This window comes from Lactobacillus gasseri ATCC 33323 = JCM 1131, from assembly GCF_000014425.1.
Taxonomy (GTDB): domain Bacteria; phylum Bacillota; class Bacilli; order Lactobacillales; family Lactobacillaceae; genus Lactobacillus; species Lactobacillus gasseri.
The window spans coordinates 556503-573899 of record NC_008530.1 but is presented as its reverse complement, the minus strand read 5'-3'; the positions used below and the strand labels follow the sequence as shown (position 1 = coordinate 573899).

The window sequence follows — 17397 nt, the reverse complement described above, 5'->3', positions numbered from 1 at the left end:
AAAAACCAAAATTTTAAGCTTTTGTTAATTATAGCGAATGAAACGCAATGAAGACAAGTAAATATTATTCGCTTAAATACGATTGAATCGCTTTTAGATTCCTTTGAGCTTCTTTTACGCCAATATTGTATACTCGTTTCAATTCCTTAGGATCTTTTTCCATCGTACCAATATCCAAATGATAAGGAGGCCTGATAACTAAAAGCTTGCCTTGAACTTCTTTTTTTCTAATATAACTAAGGACATCATTATAATCTTTTGCCCTAGTCTTCAATTTTCTTAAGACAGCAGGATACTTGTGCAAGACTAACTCTAATGCTGGATATAGTTTACTTACTTCTTTTCGGTAAGATAGTGGTTGCGTCAAAATTACAATATTCTTCTGATAGCCAATTTTTTCAAAAAATTTAATCGGGATTGAATCACTAATCCCCCCATCCCAATACTTTCGATTACCTATCTCTACTGGCCTTGCAAAAACTGGAATAGAAGAAGAGGCACGAATCCATTTTAAATCAGCCTCTTTACCTGACAACAACTTGTGATATACAGCTTCTCCATTATCAATGTCAGTCGCTACACACCAAAAATCCATTGGATTTTTTTGAAAAGCGCTTGTATCAAAGATATCTAATTTAACTGGTAGTTCTCGGTAGCAAAAATCAGCGCCATATAAGTCTCCTGTCTTTAGCCACGACTGCCAACTTGATAAGCGAGGATCCCTAGCGTATTTCATGTTATAACGCAGTACACGTCCTATTTGCCTTGACTTATAATTGCAACCAAATGCTGCTCCAGCTGAAACACCAATTGCTCCATCAAACTTAATTTTTTCTTTCATTAAAGTATCAATCACACCAGCGGTGAACATACAGCGCATCGCTCCGCCTTCCATTACCAATCCTTTTTTCATACTTTCGCCACCTTTATTTTTAATATTTTAGCAAGAAAAAACTGCTAGTTAAAACTAGCAGTTAAAGTTTATTTACTTTTTATAATTTTTCCTTAAAATCCACTTTCTTAACTCATCAATTAAAATTAGCGGAATTGGAATACATACTAGCATAATCCAATCATGTGAATTAAGTGGCTCCGTACCAAAGAATGACTGGAAAACTGGCACGTAAGAAATGCATAGCAACAAAACTATCTCCATAATAATTCCGATAAAGATCATGGAATTCTTGAAGAAATGCTTATTAAACATTGATTGTCTTGAATAACGAATATTTAATACTGCCGCAATCTGACAAAAGATAATTGCAGCCAACGTTACTGTCGTTGCTTGACGATAATCCCAACCTACCTCTGGTAAATTTGGAAAAATATGACCACGATAGAAGTTAGCACCAAAGAATGCTGCTGTCGCAATAATTGAAGCAATTAAGCCATACCATAAAAATGCTTTAGCTAAAACATGCTTATTAATTAAGTGATCCTTAGGCGACCGTGGAGGTCGATCCATGATGCCTTTTTCAGGATCTTCACGTCCTAATCCAAGAGCTGGAATCATATCTGTTCCTAAGTCAATAAATAGAATTTCCATTACAGTTAAAGCAAGCGGAATTGCACCACCTGAAAGCAAGAACAAAACTGAAGGAACTGCTTCTGGCATATTTGAGTTTAAGATGTAAATTAAAAACTTACGAATATTGCTGTAGACTCCGCGTCCTTCTTTAATTGCTCCGACAATAGATGCAAAATTATCATCAGTCAAAATCATATCGGCTGCTTCTTTTGCAACATCAGTACCAGTACCGCCCATGGCAATTCCAATATTGGCTTTCTTTAAGGCTGGAGCATCATTAACACCGTCACCGGTAGCAGCAACAATCTTGCCCATTTTTTCATACATAGAAACGACACGGTATTTTTGCTCAGGTGCCATTCGAGCAAAGACAACCTCACCTTCAAGATAATGTCTTAATTCATCATCTGGCATTGTCTTTAAGGCATCCCCTGTAATTACAGTTAAAGGCTTATCTGGATCGTTCAAACCAATTTGGCGTGCAATACTTTTAGCAGTTAAGCCATAATCACCGGTAACCATCGTTACCTTAATTCCAGCTTTGCGACATTCACGAGCGGCTTTATACACTTCTGCTCTTGGTGGATCCATCATGACTGTCAAGCCTAAGAAAGTAAGATCCTTTTCAACAGTTTCAATTGTTGCTGAATCTAAATTATCCATCATCTTTTGATCAAGATTACGTCCTGCAACTGCTAAAACACGCAGGCCATCCTTCGCATAGCCATCATTAGCTCGCATAATCTTATCTTTTATTTCCTGGGTAATAGGCTTTATCTCACCGTGTTCTAAATAAGAAGTACACTTATCAACTACACAGTTCGGAGCACCCTTAGTATAGGTATTAAAACGGTGTGTGCCATCAGAGCTTTGAATTACCGTCATCATTTTTCTGCTTGAATCAAATGGTAGTTCTTTAACTCGCGGCGTATTTTTTAATTCAGCTTCAACATCAACTTTACCTTTTCGAGCAACCACTTCAAGGCATGCTTCAGTTGGATCTCCCAAGATTTGATAGCGTAGATGCTTCTTATCTGGTGCTTGAATTTTTGCATTGTCTGCAAAAACTCCACCAAGTAATACTTCTTTTAAAGTGTCATTATCTTTAGCGAAAACATGCGTTGGTCCTTCTTTAATATGGCCTCGAACTGCATAGCCTTCGCCAGAAACATGGTAGCTTTTTTCTAGGGTCCAAAGTTCTTTAACTGTCATTTCATTCTTAGTTAAAGTTCCTGTTTTATCAGAACAAATCACTGATGTCGAACCTAACGTTTCTACGCTAGATAAACGCTTAATTAGAGCGTGCTTTTTTGCCATTCGTTGAACCGCCCCAGCTAAAGATAAAGTAACTGTTGGTTCTAATCCTTCTGGTATAAAAGCTACAATCATTCCTAGAGCAAAGACAAAGCCTTTTACTAAAGGATAGTGAACAAAGAAAGTAGCAATTAAGAAGAAAATAATCCCAATTGAAATGGCTAAAATTGAAATCTGCTTAGTTAAAGTATCCAGTTCTTTTTCAAGCGGACTCTTTTGCTGAGCAACATTTTGTGTTAATTCAGCAATCTTACCAAAATCAGTATTCATCCCCGTCTTAACAACAACTCCAGTAACATTACCCTTCATCATATTGGTACCAGAGAAAATCATGTTATTAAGATCAGCGTGATTTTTCTTCTTCGCGTCTTCAACAGCATGAGCACCCTTATGAACTGGGTTCACTTCGCCAGTCAACGAAGATTGATCAGCTTGAGCCGTTGTTGCAGCAATTACACGAATGTCAGCTGGGATATCGTCTCCTTCTTCAAGCTTAACGATATCGCCGGGTACTAAATCATTAGCTAAAATCTTTTCTTCTTTTCCGTTTCTTACAACTCTTGTATAAGAAGGAAGCATATTCGCTAGCGCTTCAGTTGCCTTATCAGCTTGAAATTCTTGCCAAAAACTAAAAATACCATTAATGATATTTACGGCCCAAATAGCAATTCCTAATTGCACTAAATCAGCACAAAAAGCAATAATACCTGCTACCCAAAGCAGAATCGCCATTAAATTAGTAAAATTAGCTAAAAATTTCTTCCAAAGTGGCTCCTGGTTTGCTTTGGCAAAAATATTCTTTCCATATTTTTGCTGTAGTGTATGAACTTCATCAATTGTTAAGCCACTTTGACTAGTATTTAATTCCTTCAGTGCATCTTCAACAGATAATTGAGCAACCTTAATTATCTCATCGTTTTCATCATTTTTAGTCAAAGTTATCACTTCTATTCCTTTTTACAGATCCATTTTAGTTCACTTTTAAAAAATATGCACATAAAGTTAATATATTAAAAAAGAATAGCCCTTCGACTATTCTTCATTCTTGGATAGATTTTGTTTTTGATATTTATGTTTCTCTTATTTTCCAGGCCAAGTATTGGTCGTATTCCAGCTGTTTAAGCCACCAAGCCAGCCTTTACTCATTGAAATTTTTTTAATCTTTTCAAGTAATGCTTCTTCATCTGTTTCCAAGTGAAGATGGTTAGTAAGACAAATAGTATTTATATTTTGATAAGTTGCACGAGCTTCATCTACTTCATCTTGAACATTATGTTCTAACTTGTCTAAGGCAACTTCAAGTTGCTCTAGTAAGTATTCGTTGCCTTTCCTATCATAACGAGTCTTAGCAAGTGAGATAAAGTCATTCAACACTTGTTTCAATTCATTTTTTATATTTCTGTCCTCCAAAGAGTAGTTTTGTTTCCAAATATTATCATTTATTCATTAATTTTACTATCATTTTTTGTAAAAGTGCAAAAGAGACTGATTCTGCTACTAAAATTTCCATTAACAAAACCATTCACTGCCTTTCCACCAACAACTTCAATCATTTCTTCTTCACTCAAAGTAGTAGCTTTAACAATATTTTCTTTTCTAATATCTTTCATCATTTCTTCTCCTTAAATAATCAACATTATTTTTATGTCTTAAATATTACCATCTTTCATCCCCCGAAAATACCAAAAATACCGAATCAGTCACTTTCACGACTAATTCGGTATTTTATTATTATTCTTAAGTTATCAATTAACTATTTTTCATTAGATTTGCTCTTTTTCTCATCTAAGATCCAGTTATACTGCTTAGCAAACATTACAATTAATAAGATACTTACTACTACATATAGAGCAGTCGCAATGTAGTATGCATTCGCATACCCAGCTGGCGTCTTAAGTAAATAAAAGGCTGTAAATAATCCATCAATTATTCCAATTACCGCATATGCAATCTGAACCACAGCAGTAAATGCTGGACGCATATCCTTATCTACAATAATCATCTGTACTTCTTGCTGAATCGGCATTGTTGCATTTGCTAAACCACTACGTAAAAATAGCAAAACTCCTACAACTACAAAAAGAGTAATTCCAGTACCAAAATGCCGACCATTAGCCATTAAGAACATTAATGGTGCACAAGTTAAGGTCCCAGCAGCAATAGAAACAATGGCACCTAACTTCTTTGCTAAGAATGGAGCAAAGAAATATCCAATAAACATTGCTGCGGTCTAAAAGGTATTTATCGTTGAAGTAATTCCCCGGGGAATATGCAGATAATCATTCAAATAAATTGGTATATAAGGAACAACCAATCTTGCACCTAGTTGAATACCTGCAATGTACAGAATCCACATAATCGTCTTTTTATTAATTAAGGCTTCAAAAGCTTTCTTCTTCTCTTCTGGCGTTTGCGGTTTCTTCATCCCAACGGTTCGATAGTCCTTTGGCTCATCTTTAATAAATATTGCCAATACAAAAGCAACTACATTAACTAAAGCAGTCAAAATCAATACTATTCTAAAGGCATTAGTATAATTAGCTAGATAACTTCCACTTAGTTGAGCAGTATGAGCAGATAGATTAGAAGCAGTATCATAAGGAATACTCTGCATCTTGCTAAAAAAGTACACTACTGCCTTCCCACCAATGAAAGTTAAGATGGTTTGCGCAACTAAGTTTACAACCATTACTACCGTAAACATCTTAGTTCTAATTTCTTTAGGAACATAAGAAGTCCACATTAGAGGATACATTAAGTCATAAACTCCAATTGCAGTCCATGAAATAATGTAAGCAAACATAATAACTATTTGGTTAGTTGTAATAGTAGTCAACGCCAGAAAAATAGAAGTTAAAGGCGGCAAAATCAACAAAATTTTGCGATAACCTAATTCATGTACCCAAACAATCATCAACGACATTAATAATGCAGTAATTGCATTAAAGATATTCAAACCTGAAATTAATCCTGGTGCTACTATATCAAAGTATGACAAAGCTGCATCATTAGTAATTCCAGTTACCGCACCTAAAATTCCGTAAATCCATAGATATAAATAGACATTTCTCCGATATCGGGGATTCCAATTCTTGATTGCGGCTTTCTCTTGAGCAGTCAAAGTAAAACCTTCTTTTTAAAACCATACATAACACTTTCAATTTTATTTTACTTCACATATTCAGAAAAAACACATATTTGTCAATATTATTGCCTGTAAATCTATCACAGAGCGTAATTTTAAGGTATTATTGTAATAGTTTAAAAAAGGAGATTTTAATTGTGCAAAGTAAACGCCCTATTATCATTGGAATTGCCGGTGGTTCAGGTAGTGGGAAGACAACCATTGCCCATGAAATTTATGACCAATTACAACAAGATGACCATATTTTAATTATGACGCAAGATTCTTATTACAAGAATAACGATGACTTATCAATGTCAGAGCGTAAAAAGATTAACTACGATCATCCAGATGCCTTTGACATGCCACTACTTGTTGAGCAACTTCGTCAATTAATGGACTATAAGGCAGTTGAAATGCCAGTTTACGACTTTACTGCTCATACTAGAAGTGAAAAGACTATTCACACTGAACCAGCTGATATTATTATCCTAGAAGGTATTCTCGTTCTTGGTGAAGAAAACTTACGTAATTTAATGAGCATCAAGGTCTTTGTTGATACGGATGACGATATTCGTTTTATCAGAAGATTAGAACGTGACACGCAAGAACGTGGTCGTTCAGTTCATTCAGTTCATTCAGTTATTGATCAATACTTAAAGACCGTTAAGCCAATGTACAACCAATTTATTGAACCAACTAAGCGTTATGCGGACATCATCGTTCCAGAAGGTGGAGAAAATGATGTTGCTATTGATATGCTTACAACTAAGATTCGTTCTGTTTTGAGCAACGTCAAGTAAAAATAAACCTCGTGGGTTATTCCACGAGGTTTATTTTTTCTACTCAACTACATTATCTCCATCTACCGTTGTCATTGTTAAAACAACACCTGAAGGTTGTGGATCAAACGAAATATTATTTAAGCCATTTGCCGTTCTTACATGAGCATATTTTAAATTTGCACTCCAAACTGTATTATTTCCTTCAATATTCTTTATTTCATAATCGCTCTTAAATACAGCATGATCGAGCGTAAAGTTACCAGCCTTTAAGTTTGCATTCCCTTCGTCAATCGTAACATCAGTTAGATTCATATCTCCATCTGTTACATTTAAAGAAATCCTAGATAAAATAGATCCCGATACTTTGATTTCTCCATCGTATGTTGCTAGTTTGCCATCTGCTAGATCACTATTTCGTACTGTTACGTTTCCATCTGTTGATTCAAGAAGAGTCTCAGCTATTGCCACTCGTCTTACTCTAACTCTACCTTCAGTAGATTTAAGATAGGCTTTTTCAGTCTTAATATCAACTATCTCAATATCCCCGCTACTAGTTTGAATATCAAGACTATCCAAAGTAACCTTTGTAGGAATCACAACTTTTAAATGAGCTTCTCCCTTTTCAATCAAATTCATTTTTTGCTTAAGTCGTAGTTTACCATCTTCTAAGCGAATAAGCGGTAAGTAGTGTCTTTTACCAGTAAAATTAACCGAAAAATTCTCGCCTTGTTCAACTGTTACGTCTCCAATGCTTAACTTTATTCTTAATTCATTGAACTTTTTATCACTTAACTTAACATCAACTATCTCATCTTTTTTATTTTCTTTAGAAAAAAGCTTTTCAAAAATCATAGCCTTTCCCCCTAATCTACGACTTAATTAAATTATTATTAATTATATTAATATGATTTAATATTTGCAACTCCTGAACGCAAAAAACAACGCTGAAACTTCCAACGTTGTTTTATTGTTTATTTAATTTAAATAAATATTTCTACTTACTACCAGGTCTCTTTTTCTTTGCAACCTTGGCGCCTTGAACCATACTATCGTTATAGCCCCAAACCCAAGTTACGATAAATGAAACTACAATTGTTACAGCACTAGCAATCAAGAAAGTATAGAAACTAGATAAATCAGTTGGATGTTTTGGATTAAAGAATGAAGAAAAACCAATTAATCCACCAGTAAAGCCATACATTGTTCCATGCATTAATCCAGTAACAAGGCCACCAAATGCAGAACCAATACAACCAGAAATAAATACTTTCTTATATCTTAAACTGATACCATAAACGGCTGGCTCAGTAACACCACACATTGCAGAAATAGTTGAAGCAAATCCTAATTCTTTTAAGTCTTCTTTCTTAGACTTAATAGCAACAGCTAATACTGCAGCACCTTGAGCAATCATTGATGAACAAATAATTGCGTTTAACGCACTTTCACCAGTTCCGGCAATTTGTTGTGCAACAAGTGGAACAACACCCCAGTGCAAACCAAAGATAACCAATACTTGGTAAAATCCACCAATAATGAATCCGCCGATCCAACCAGATGCGTGAACTAACCAGTTAATGAAGACAGCAATCCCGTTAGCAACACCTTGAATAATCGGACCAGTTACCATTAAAGTCAATGCAGATACAACTAAAACAGTAATTAATGGGATAAAAATCATTTGCAAGTATGATGGTAGCCACTTTTTAAGCCAATCTTCACACTTTTTAGCAAGCCATGCAGCTAAAATCATTGGGAAAATTGAGTAAGTATAGTTCAAGAACTCAAACTTAATCCCACCAACTTCAAACATCGTCTTAAAAGCTTTACCCCATTCAACTAATTGAGGGTAAACAAGCACACCACCAATTACTGCTGCAATGATTGGATCGGAATTCAATCTCTTTGCTGCACAATAACCAACTAAGACTGGCAAGAAAAAGAAGGCTGAATCAGCAATTGCACTAGTAGTAATATAGGCTGTACTCTTGACACTAAGTAAACTACCTAATTGAGGCAGAGTAAGTAATGCCAAAATACCTTTAATAATACCTGCTGCAGCAATTACACCGATAATTGGACTCATTGAACCAGTGATAAATCCAATTAAATTACCAAAAGCTTTTGAAACTGGATTTTTACCGTCATCTTCTGGAGCAGGAGCTGCTTCACTATCTAAAGGTCCTAATTGCTTGACTACTTCATCAAAGACATTAGTTACCTCATTACCAATTACAACTTGGTATTGGCCAGAAGCATGCATCACATCTAGAATTCCACGTTGATTTTTTAAAACGTCATCGTTAGCTTTACTTTCATCTTTTAAATAAAAACGCAAACGGGTAATACAGTGAATTACATTGTTAACATTATCTTTACCGCCGACATTTTTAATAATGAAAGCAGCCAATTCTGGATAGGATAACTTTTTACTTGAAGTGTCTTCTGTTTCTGAAGTTTTTAAGTAAGCTGTTGCGACAACCTCACCAGCTTCTGCCTCACCTTCAGTTACATCAAGTCCTGAAATCTTATCAGCTGAATTAGTAATCAAAACCATGATTGTTGTATCTAATCCCTTAGCCTTGATTTCATCTAAATCCATTTCAGCAATTTCATCGCCAGCTTTAACTTCTTGACCATTTTCAATCTTAATCGTGAATGGTGCACCCTTTAAACCAACTGTATCAACGCCCATGTGAACTAGCACCTCTAGTCCTTCATTAGTGACGATTCCGACAGCATGCTTAGTATCAGCAACCATACTAATTTTTCCTGAGACAGGTGCTACAACCTTTCCAACAGTTGGAGTTAATCCAAATCCATCTCCCATTGTTCCCTGAGAAAAGATTGGATCAGAAGTCTTAGCTAAAGCAATAACCGCTCCAGTAGCTGGAGCTAATAAATTAGTAGTATCTTGTACCATAATTTCATTCTCCTCTTTGAAAGTATCCGCTTTCATTAATCTTGACTTAAATACTATACTTGTCTGTACAAGTTGTCAATACTATTTTATGAAAAAGCTTACTTTTCTTTTAAATAAGCATTTTGTAGATAATAAAGTTTTTCTTTACTTGTCTAAACAAGTGTATATAATTAAAGACAAAGGAGGATTTTTTATGGCTCAATCCAAAGTTAGTGCTATTGCTCAAGACTTAGTAGATAAAATTAAGCATCAACAATATAAACCTGGCGAATATCTCCCTAGTGAACATCAATTAATGGACTTATATGGGGCTTCAAGAGAAACAATTCGCAAAGCACTTACTAGCTTAACTGACTTAGGCTTAATTCAAAAAATTCGCGGAAAAGGCTCAATAGTTTTAAATCTTGATCGCTACGCTTTTCCTATTTCAGGAATTAGCAGTTTCGCTGAATTGAACAATCAATTAGGACTTAAGGCGGAAACAAAAGTTTTACTTTTACAAAAAGAAGAACATTTACCTACTGGCTTTATCAAATATTTTCCTGAAGAAAAAAACAGTGCCGGTTTTCATCTTGAACGCTTGCGATTAATAGAAGGACAAGCTGATGTCTTAGATTGCGACTATTTGCTTTCACCTCCTATTAATTCACTTCCAAAAGATGCTGCAAAAACTTCTATTTATAATTATTTAGAAAATAAAGAAAAATTAGAAATTTCCTATGCAACGAAAGAAATTTCTGTCTGCACAGTTAACCAAAGAATTCGAGATTTACTTCAACTAGATAACGAACTCGCAGTGCTGGTCGCAAGCAGAAATTATTTAGCTGATACAACTAAATTTGAACTAACTCTGTCATATCATCGACCTGATAAATTCAAGTTTGTTGATTTTGCTCGAAGAAAAAAGATTAAATTTTAGAAAGGATCCTAGCGATGAATAATTTAGGCAATAAAGTAATTTATCAAATTTACCCAAAATCTTTTTATGACTCAAATAATGATGGTATTGGCGACTTACGTGGCATCATTGAAAAAATTGACTATATTAAGAAGCTAAATGTAGATTTCATTTGGTTTAACCCATTTTTTGTTTCTCCACAAAATGACAACGGCTATGACATTGCTGATTATAAAAAAATTGATCCTCGTTTTGGAACAATGGATGATTTCGAAGAATTGGTAACTAAATTAAAAAGTATTAACGTTAATGTGATGCTCGACATGGTTTTAAATCACTGCTCAACAGAACATGAATGGTTTAAAAAAGCTCTAGCCGGAGATAAGAAGTATCAAAAATTCTTTTATCTTAGAAAAGGTAAGGACGGACAACTACCTAATAACTGGCAATCAAAATTTGGTGGTCCAGCTTGGTCAAAATTTGGCGACACTGATTACTACTATCTCCACCTCTACGACCCAACTCAAGCAGATCTTGACTGGCACAATCCTGAAGTTCGCGCTGCCTTAATAGATGTTGTAAACTTTTGGCGTAATAAAGGAGTTCACGGCTTCCGCTTTGACGTAATCAACGTTACAGGGAAAGATACTACCTTAGTTAACTCAACAGATCCGGTGCAAGAAAAATCCCTTTATACTGATACACCAGTGGTGCAGCAATATCTAAAAGAATTAAATGCAAAATCCTTCGGTCAAGACCCGGAATCAGTTACTGTTGGAGAAATGTCATCAACTACGATTGAAAATTCAATTGCTTATACCCGTCCAGAAGATCATGAGCTTTCAATGGTCTTTACCTTTCATCACCTCAAAGTTGACTATAAAAACGGTGAAAAATGGTCTAAGATGCCTTTTGACTTTAAGAAATTAAAAGATATTATGCTTACCTGGAATAGTAAGATTGATCAAGGTGGCGGCTGGCAAGCTCTATTCTGGAATAATCACGACCAGCCTTGGGCATTAAATCGATTCGGTGATACTGGAAAATATCACAATAAATCTGCTGAGATGTTAGCTCTTGCTCTTCATCTACTACGCGGAACGCCTTACATTTATATGGGCGAAGAAATTGGTATGATGGATCCTCACTATACTTCCATGAAGGATTATGTTGATATCGAAGCTTTGAATGCCTATGACGCATTAATCAAAAAAGGTATTGATGAAAAAGAAGCTTTTGAAATTGTTCAGTCTAAAGCTCGCGATAATTCAAGGGTTCCAATGCACTGGGATAATTCTCAATATGCTGGTTTTAGTGACCACAAACCTTGGCTTATGCCAACAGACCAAGATAGAATTAACGTTGAAAAAGAACTACTGGATGGTGAAATTTTTAATTTCTATCAAAAATTAATTAAACTCAGAAAATCAGAAAAATTGATCTCTGAAGGTCACATCAAACCATTTTTAATGGAACACCCACAAGTTATGGCCTATGAACGTTATTTAGATGACTCTAATGAAAAACTTTTAGTATTTGCAAACTTCTATGGCAAAGAAACTGAAGTTAAAATACCTGCTGAATATTTAAATAAGGCGGGGCATATTTTAATTCAAAATTACGATAAAAATCTTGCTTCTCTTCCTTTAGCCTTGCAATTAAAGCCTTATGAAGCTTTAGCAATCAAACTTTAATTTAAGAAGATCAGATTGATCTTCTTTTTCTTTTCAAAAAAATAAAACTCCCTTTTGCGTAATTAAGATTGGAGATCTTTCTCTAATACACTTAAAGGAGTTTTCTATGAACAGAAAAGAATTAGAAAAACGGGTTGATGAAGCTGATATCACCGCTGATCCAATCTTTAGCTGGGTTATGGAACAAGGAAATAATTGCCGCGACCTTTTACGAGCAATTGCGCCTGAATTGCATATTCAAACTGCTGGTTTTGAAACACAGAAAAGATTGAAGTTTCATCCTGCAATGCATGGTATTATCCCCGACATCTATGCTACAGATGACAAAGGCCGAGTCTTTGATATTGAACTACAAATGACCCTGCCTGATTTTTTAGGAAAGCGGATGCGATATTATTTTTCAATGATGGATCAAAGTCTATTTATGCAAGGTGAAAATTATCGCAACTTGCCTACTACGTATTTAATTTTAATTCTACCAACCGATCCGCTTGGGCTTGACCAATATCGCTATAATACTACTTGGAGCACTGAGGGATTTAGACATGATCCATTAAATATTGGTCAAAATCTGATTTTGCTTAATGCAAGTGGAACAAAAGGGGAAATCACGCCGCGTCTGCAAGGCTTTTTTGATCTAATGCGTGGTAAAATTAATACAAATGATAGCTTTATTCAAAAGTTACAAAGCGATGTTGAGAAATATAAAACTAATCCAGAAAGAAGGAAAGAGCTCATGGATTACCAAATGAAACTTGATGATATGCGATATGTTGCAAAAGAAGAAGAGCGGGTTGATGCTATTAAGAAGATGATTAAGCTCAGTAGAAAACTGAATGCGAGCAATGACTTCATTTTAAAACAATTAACTGAAGATTATGGTTCATACTTCTCTCAAAAAGAACTAAAACAATTTATAAAAAATAATTAATCAACAAAAAACCACGTGAATTCAGCTCACGTGGTTTTTCACATAATTAATACTTACTTTGCAAATGCTTAGCAATCATTGAGAGTGAGAAACAAACAATGAAATACATAATTGCAATAATTACATACATTGGAATTAAGTAGGTTGTATTTTGACTATAAATAATTTGCGCATGGAACAATAACTCTGGCAAAACAATAATTGTTGCAAGTGACGTGTCTTTAACTAATGAAACGAATTGTGACAAAAGAGACGGGATCATCTTATTAAGAGCTTGCGGAATGATCACATGATACATCGCCTGCATATAGGTCATCCCGTTTGAACGAGCTCCTTCCATTTGTCCCGGATCCACAGCAGCAATACCACTTCTGACAATTTCAGCAAGCATGGCTCCTTCAAATACTACTAGAGCAATAATCGATGCTACTGTTGGATTAGTAACAATTCCTAACTCTGGCAATCCAAAGTACGTAAAGAAGATTATCAACAATAGCGGTAAATTTCTTATAATATCAATCACAAAACCAACAACAGCTGAAAGATACTTAATCTTCACATATCGAATAAAACCAAATACTAGCCCTAGAATAAAACTCAAGGCAATTGATATTAAGGATACATATATAGTCACCCACAAACCTTGTAAGAGAAAGCGAATGTTAATCCAAGAATATGCATGAATAAAGTTTTCCATCTTTTTCTCCTTCCTAGGCTAATTTCTTTTCTAAGTGACGCATGTAATAACTTAATGGCAAGGTTAAAATTAAGTAAAATAAACCTACAACAACATAGGTATTAATAGTTTCAAAAGATGAAAAAGCTATGACATCTGCTTGATACATCAAGTCAAAACCGGCTACAAAGGCTAATACCGATGAGTTTTTAATTAAGTTAATAAATTGATTGCCCAATGGAGGAATTACAATCTTTAGAGCTTGTGGCAAAATAACATATCGCATTGCTTGCGTATAAGTCATCCCATTTGAACGAGCTCCTTCCATTTGCCCATCTCCAACTGAGTTGATTCCTGCCCTAACAGTTTCCGCAATAAAAGCTGAAGTATACAAGGTTAATCCAATTGTACCAGCTGCAAAACCAGATACCTTAAACCAAATTTGCGGTACAACAAGGTAAAAAATCATTGTAATAACTAGTAAAGGAATATTACGAAAAATTTCAATATAGACATGTGCTACTGCTCTACCAAACTTATTTGGTGCAACTTCTAATAAAGCAAAGCCTACCCCAAGAATTAAACTAAAGAACAGGGCAATCAGACTACATAAGATTGTGTTCCAAAAGCCTGATAAGAATTCAGACCAGTGATTTGTTAAAATCCCTATCACGAATTTTCAACCTCCTTAATGTTAAATCCTGGAATACCATTGAACCATTTAACTAACAAACGATGATATGTTCCGTTTTTCTTTAATTCATTTAGTGCCTTATTAATACGGTCAGCAAAATCGGTTTGTCCTTTTTCTACAGCAATCCCGTAAGGCTCACTGGTGTAGGTACCACCAACTAATTTATAGCCTTTATTTTCACTCGCAATTCCGGCAAGTAAACCGTTATCAGTAGTCATTGCTTGACCTTGTCCCGCTTTTAAGGCAGTAAAAGCTTGACCATAATCGTCATACTCTAAAACTTTTGCTTTAGGTGCAAATTTTTTAACATTATCAACTGCTGTTGTTCCCTTTACCGCTAAAGCAGTTTTACCATTAAGATCCTTAACATTCTTAATAGTTGAATTATCTTTAACTAGTAAAGATTGACCTGCAGTAAAGTATGGTTCACTAAAAGTTACTTGTTTTTTACGATCAGGTGTAATCGTCATTGTTGCTAAAATTGCATCAATGTTACCATTCTTAAGTAGCGGAATTCTCGTCTTAGGCGTAGTTTGCACAAATTCAGTTTTTGCATTTTTACCTAACATTTGTTTAGTTAAGGCTTTTGCTAAATCCACTTCAAAGCCTTCGATTTTTCCAGTTTTAATACTCATTAAACCAAATAATCGCGTATCAGCCTTAACGCCCCAAGTAATGGTTTTACTTTCTTTAACCTGTTCATAAATATTACTTGATTTTTGCTTTTTGGCACATCCGGTTAAAGTAATCAGTAAAACTAATACCAAAGGTAAAATAAAAATCTTAATTGATTTTTTCATTTTAGCCACCTAGCTTTTCAGTAATAACCTTACTTAAAAATTGACGCGCACGTTCAGTCTTAGGATGTTCGAAGAACTCTTCTGGCTTAGCATCTTCTAAAATTCTTCCTTGATCAAAGAAAATAAGTCTATCTCCAACCTCACGAGCAAAGCCCATTTCATGAGTTACAACAACCATTGTAATTCCTTGATCTGCTACGTACTTCATAACATCTAAAACATCTTGAATCATTTCTGGGTCAAGCGCACTAGTTGGTTCATCAAATAAAATAGCCTTTGGTCTCATTGCTAACGAACGAGCAATTGCAACACGTTGCTTTTGTCCACCAGATAATTGTCTTGGATACATATTAGCCTTTTCTTCAAGACCTACTTTTTTCAAAAGATCCATTGCAATATCGTGGTTTTCTTTCTCTGGACGGTGCAAAACAATCTTAGGAGCTAAAGTTATATTTTCAAGCACAGTATGGTTGTCATACAAGTTAAAATGCTGGAAAACCATTCCCACATTTTTACGAATTTTGTTTAAATCCGTATGCTTATCTGCTAGATCATAGCCAGTAACCATCAAAGTACCAGAATTGATTCGCTCTAGCCCATTCATTGTCCGAATCAAAGTACTTTTACCAGAACCAGATGGTCCAATAATTGAAACAACTTGACCCTCTTCAATACTTAAATTTATATCCTTTAAAGCATGGAATTTACCATAGTACTTATTTACATGCTTAAAATCAATAATTGCAGCCATTGTGCTTCCCCTCTCTTTTTTACTCACTTTTCCATTCTACTCTAAAATTATTAAAATTAACTTTAATATAGCTTACCTATTGCCTACTCAGACATAACTCCTTTTCTAATTTGGAGTAAAGAAAAAAGCCCTTCGCTCCTATATTTCTCAGGACGAAAGGCTTTTTTCCGCGGTACCACCTAAATTGTCTACTTAAAGACCAACTTGACTAGAGCACAAACATGCTCCAGCGGCTAGATAACGTACCGCTTACGGCTCAACTTACTCTCACTGAGATTTCAGCCAGCAGCATTGTAAAAGTGTCTTTCAATAATCCAGGGTCTGCTAACTTTTCCACTATCGTTAACTCACTAAAAGAAATAAATTATTTACTTTTCTTTTCATCGCTTTTTAAATTTAAATGTTGATTACATTTAATAATATTTTTCCAAAAAAGGCAAGTAAAAAATTTATTTTTCACCTTCAGCCTCTTTAATATTAAAGCCTGGAATACCACTAAACCACTTCTTTACTAATGCATTATACGTCCCATCTTTTTTTAATTTATTGAGAGCACGATTAATTGCATTCTTCATCTGCTTCTGTCCCTTATTTACCGCAATACCATATGGTTCATTTGTATATGTACCACCAACAAGCTTATAGCCCTTATTTTCAGTAGCAATCCCAGCAAGTAAACCATTATCAGTCGTCATTGCTTGACCCTGACCTGCTTTTAGCGCAGTGAACGCTTGACCATAATCGTCAAATTCTAATACTTTTGCTTTTGGAGCAAATTTTTTAACATTAGCGACAGCTGTTGTACCTTTAACAGCTAATGCTGTTTTTCCATTTAGATCTTGAACATTTTTAATTGTTGAGTCTTCCTTAACTAACAAAGATTGACCAGCATAAAAGTATGGTTCACTAAAATCAATCTGCTTTTTACGCTCCGGTGTAATTGTCATTGCAGCTAAAACTGCATCAATATTTCCATTCTTTAATAATGGAATCTTAGTTTTGGCAGTAGTTTGTACAAAATTGGCTTTAGCATCTTTTCCAAGCATTTCTTTGGTCAAGGCATTAGCTAAATCAACTTCAAAACCCTCAATCTTTCCAGTTTTAATGCTCATTAAACCGAATAAACGTGTATCAGCTTTAACGCCCCAGGTAATTTCATTACTTCTTTTAACTTCTTGGTATACATTACGTGTATTTTTTCGACATGCTGATAGTAAAAAAACGCTCAATAAGACAGTAAATAAAGAAAAAATTCGTAGCTTTCTTTTCACTTTTTTTA

The 17397-nt window shown here is 34.9% G+C and carries 15 protein-coding genes, 1 pseudogene and 1 other annotated feature; of the genes and pseudogenes, 4 read left to right on the top strand and 12 right to left on the bottom strand.

The window, feature by feature from the left end:
* Positions 1–64: 64 nt before the first annotated feature.
* The 5 genes and pseudogenes from LGAS_RS02675 to LGAS_RS02655 form a co-directional block, all read right to left on the bottom strand.
* Entirely contained in the window at positions 65–913 is an 849-nt protein-coding gene (locus LGAS_RS02675; protein ID WP_003647615.1) for a patatin-like phospholipase family protein, read from the bottom strand.
* A 72-nt stretch (positions 914–985) separates the two neighbouring features.
* Positions 986–3787 carry a cation-translocating P-type ATPase gene (locus LGAS_RS02670; RefSeq protein WP_003656491.1) on the bottom strand — a complete coding sequence of 934 codons (2802 nt, stop codon included), beginning with the start codon at positions 3785–3787 and terminating at the stop codon, positions 986–988.
* 135 nt (positions 3788–3922) lie between these two features.
* On the bottom strand, positions 3923–4252 hold the full coding sequence (locus tag LGAS_RS02665; RefSeq protein WP_003647616.1) for a bacteriocin immunity protein: 330 nt from the start codon (positions 4250–4252) through the stop codon (positions 3923–3925).
* A gap of 29 nt (positions 4253–4281) precedes the next feature.
* Positions 4282–4455, bottom strand: a complete 174-nt coding sequence (locus tag LGAS_RS02660) for a hypothetical protein (RefSeq protein WP_003647617.1) — start codon at positions 4453–4455, stop codon at positions 4282–4284.
* A gap of 140 nt (positions 4456–4595) precedes the next feature.
* A pseudogene (locus LGAS_RS02655) lies at positions 4596–5963 on the bottom strand (MFS transporter).
* Positions 5964–6124: 161 nt separating this feature from the next.
* Between LGAS_RS02655 and udk the strand changes: the two are divergent.
* Positions 6125–6769, top strand: a complete 645-nt coding sequence (gene udk, locus LGAS_RS02650; RefSeq protein ID WP_025012250.1) for a uridine kinase — start codon at positions 6125–6127, stop codon at positions 6767–6769.
* A gap of 39 nt (positions 6770–6808) precedes the next feature.
* Here udk and LGAS_RS02645 read toward each other — a convergent pair whose 3' ends face one another.
* Together LGAS_RS02645 and LGAS_RS02640 are read right to left on the bottom strand one after the other, a co-directional pair.
* Positions 6809–7603, bottom strand: a complete 795-nt coding sequence (locus LGAS_RS02645; RefSeq protein WP_003652365.1) for a DUF4097 family beta strand repeat-containing protein — start codon at positions 7601–7603, stop codon at positions 6809–6811.
* Between the two features lie 142 nt (positions 7604–7745).
* The gene (locus tag LGAS_RS02640; RefSeq protein WP_003653551.1) at positions 7746–9674 is read right to left on the bottom strand and encodes a PTS sugar transporter subunit IIABC; all 1929 of its coding nucleotides are present in this window, start codon (positions 9672–9674) and stop codon (positions 7746–7748) included.
* A gap of 193 nt (positions 9675–9867) precedes the next feature.
* Here LGAS_RS02640 and treR point away from each other — a divergent pair, with 193 nt between their 5' ends.
* From treR to LGAS_RS02625, 3 genes are all read left to right on the top strand, one after another.
* Entirely contained in the window at positions 9868–10593 is a 726-nt protein-coding gene (gene treR / locus LGAS_RS02635) for a trehalose operon repressor (protein ID WP_003652361.1), read from the top strand.
* A gap of 14 nt (positions 10594–10607) precedes the next feature.
* Entirely contained in the window at positions 10608–12266 is a 1659-nt protein-coding gene (treC, locus tag LGAS_RS02630; protein ID WP_003647622.1) for an alpha,alpha-phosphotrehalase, read from the top strand.
* Between the two features lie 106 nt (positions 12267–12372).
* Entirely contained in the window at positions 12373–13197 is an 825-nt protein-coding gene (locus LGAS_RS02625; RefSeq protein WP_003647623.1) for an Rpn family recombination-promoting nuclease/putative transposase, read from the top strand.
* 46 nt (positions 13198–13243) lie between these two features.
* Here LGAS_RS02625 and LGAS_RS02620 read toward each other — a convergent pair whose 3' ends face one another.
* The 5 genes from LGAS_RS02620 to LGAS_RS02600 form a co-directional block, all read right to left on the bottom strand.
* Entirely contained in the window at positions 13244–13894 is a 651-nt protein-coding gene (locus LGAS_RS02620) for an amino acid ABC transporter permease (RefSeq protein WP_003647624.1), read from the bottom strand.
* 13 nt (positions 13895–13907) lie between these two features.
* Positions 13908–14546 carry an amino acid ABC transporter permease gene (locus LGAS_RS02615; protein ID WP_003647625.1) on the bottom strand — a complete coding sequence of 213 codons (639 nt, stop codon included), beginning with the start codon at positions 14544–14546 and terminating at the stop codon, positions 13908–13910.
* On the bottom strand, positions 14543–15367 hold the full coding sequence (locus LGAS_RS02610; protein ID WP_003647626.1) for a transporter substrate-binding domain-containing protein: 825 nt from the start codon (positions 15365–15367) through the stop codon (positions 14543–14545). The genes LGAS_RS02615 and LGAS_RS02610 overlap by 4 nt, the downstream gene beginning before the upstream one ends.
* A gap of 1 nt (position 15368) precedes the next feature.
* Positions 15369–16118: an amino acid ABC transporter ATP-binding protein gene (locus LGAS_RS02605; RefSeq protein WP_003647627.1), complete on the bottom strand. Its 750-nt coding sequence runs from the start codon at positions 16116–16118 to the stop codon at positions 15369–15371.
* A 145-nt stretch (positions 16119–16263) separates the two neighbouring features.
* Positions 16264–16511 (bottom strand) — a binding site (T-box leader).
* A 56-nt stretch (positions 16512–16567) separates the two neighbouring features.
* Positions 16568–17389, bottom strand: a complete 822-nt coding sequence (locus tag LGAS_RS02600; protein ID WP_003647628.1) for a transporter substrate-binding domain-containing protein — start codon at positions 17387–17389, stop codon at positions 16568–16570.
* Between the last annotated feature and the right edge of the window lie 8 nt (positions 17390–17397).

Bases quoted from the DNA above. Each gene is read 5' to 3' on its own strand.
- LGAS_RS02675 (WP_003647615.1), bottom strand. From the start codon at position 913: ATGAAAAAAGGATTGGTAATGGAAGGCGGAGCGATGCGCTGTATGTTC.
- LGAS_RS02660 (WP_003647617.1), bottom strand. From the start codon at position 4,455: ATGATGAAAGATATTAGAAAAGAAAATATTGTTAAAGCTACTACTTTG.
- LGAS_RS02645 (WP_003652365.1), bottom strand. From the start codon at position 7,603: ATGATTTTTGAAAAGCTTTTTTCTAAAGAAAATAAAAAAGATGAGATA.
- LGAS_RS02640 (WP_003653551.1), bottom strand. From the start codon at position 9,674: ATGGTACAAGATACTACTAATTTATTAGCTCCAGCTACTGGAGCGGTT.
- treR (WP_003652361.1), top strand. From the start codon at position 9,868: ATGGCTCAATCCAAAGTTAGTGCTATTGCTCAAGACTTAGTAGATAAA.
- treC (WP_003647622.1), top strand. From the start codon at position 10,608: ATGAATAATTTAGGCAATAAAGTAATTTATCAAATTTACCCAAAATCT.
- LGAS_RS02625 (WP_003647623.1), top strand. From the start codon at position 12,373: ATGAACAGAAAAGAATTAGAAAAACGGGTTGATGAAGCTGATATCACC.
- LGAS_RS02620 (WP_003647624.1), bottom strand. From the start codon at position 13,894: ATGGAAAACTTTATTCATGCATATTCTTGGATTAACATTCGCTTTCTC.
- LGAS_RS02610 (WP_003647626.1), bottom strand. From the start codon at position 15,367: ATGAAAAAATCAATTAAGATTTTTATTTTACCTTTGGTATTAGTTTTA.
- LGAS_RS02605 (WP_003647627.1), bottom strand. From the start codon at position 16,118: ATGGCTGCAATTATTGATTTTAAGCATGTAAATAAGTACTATGGTAAA.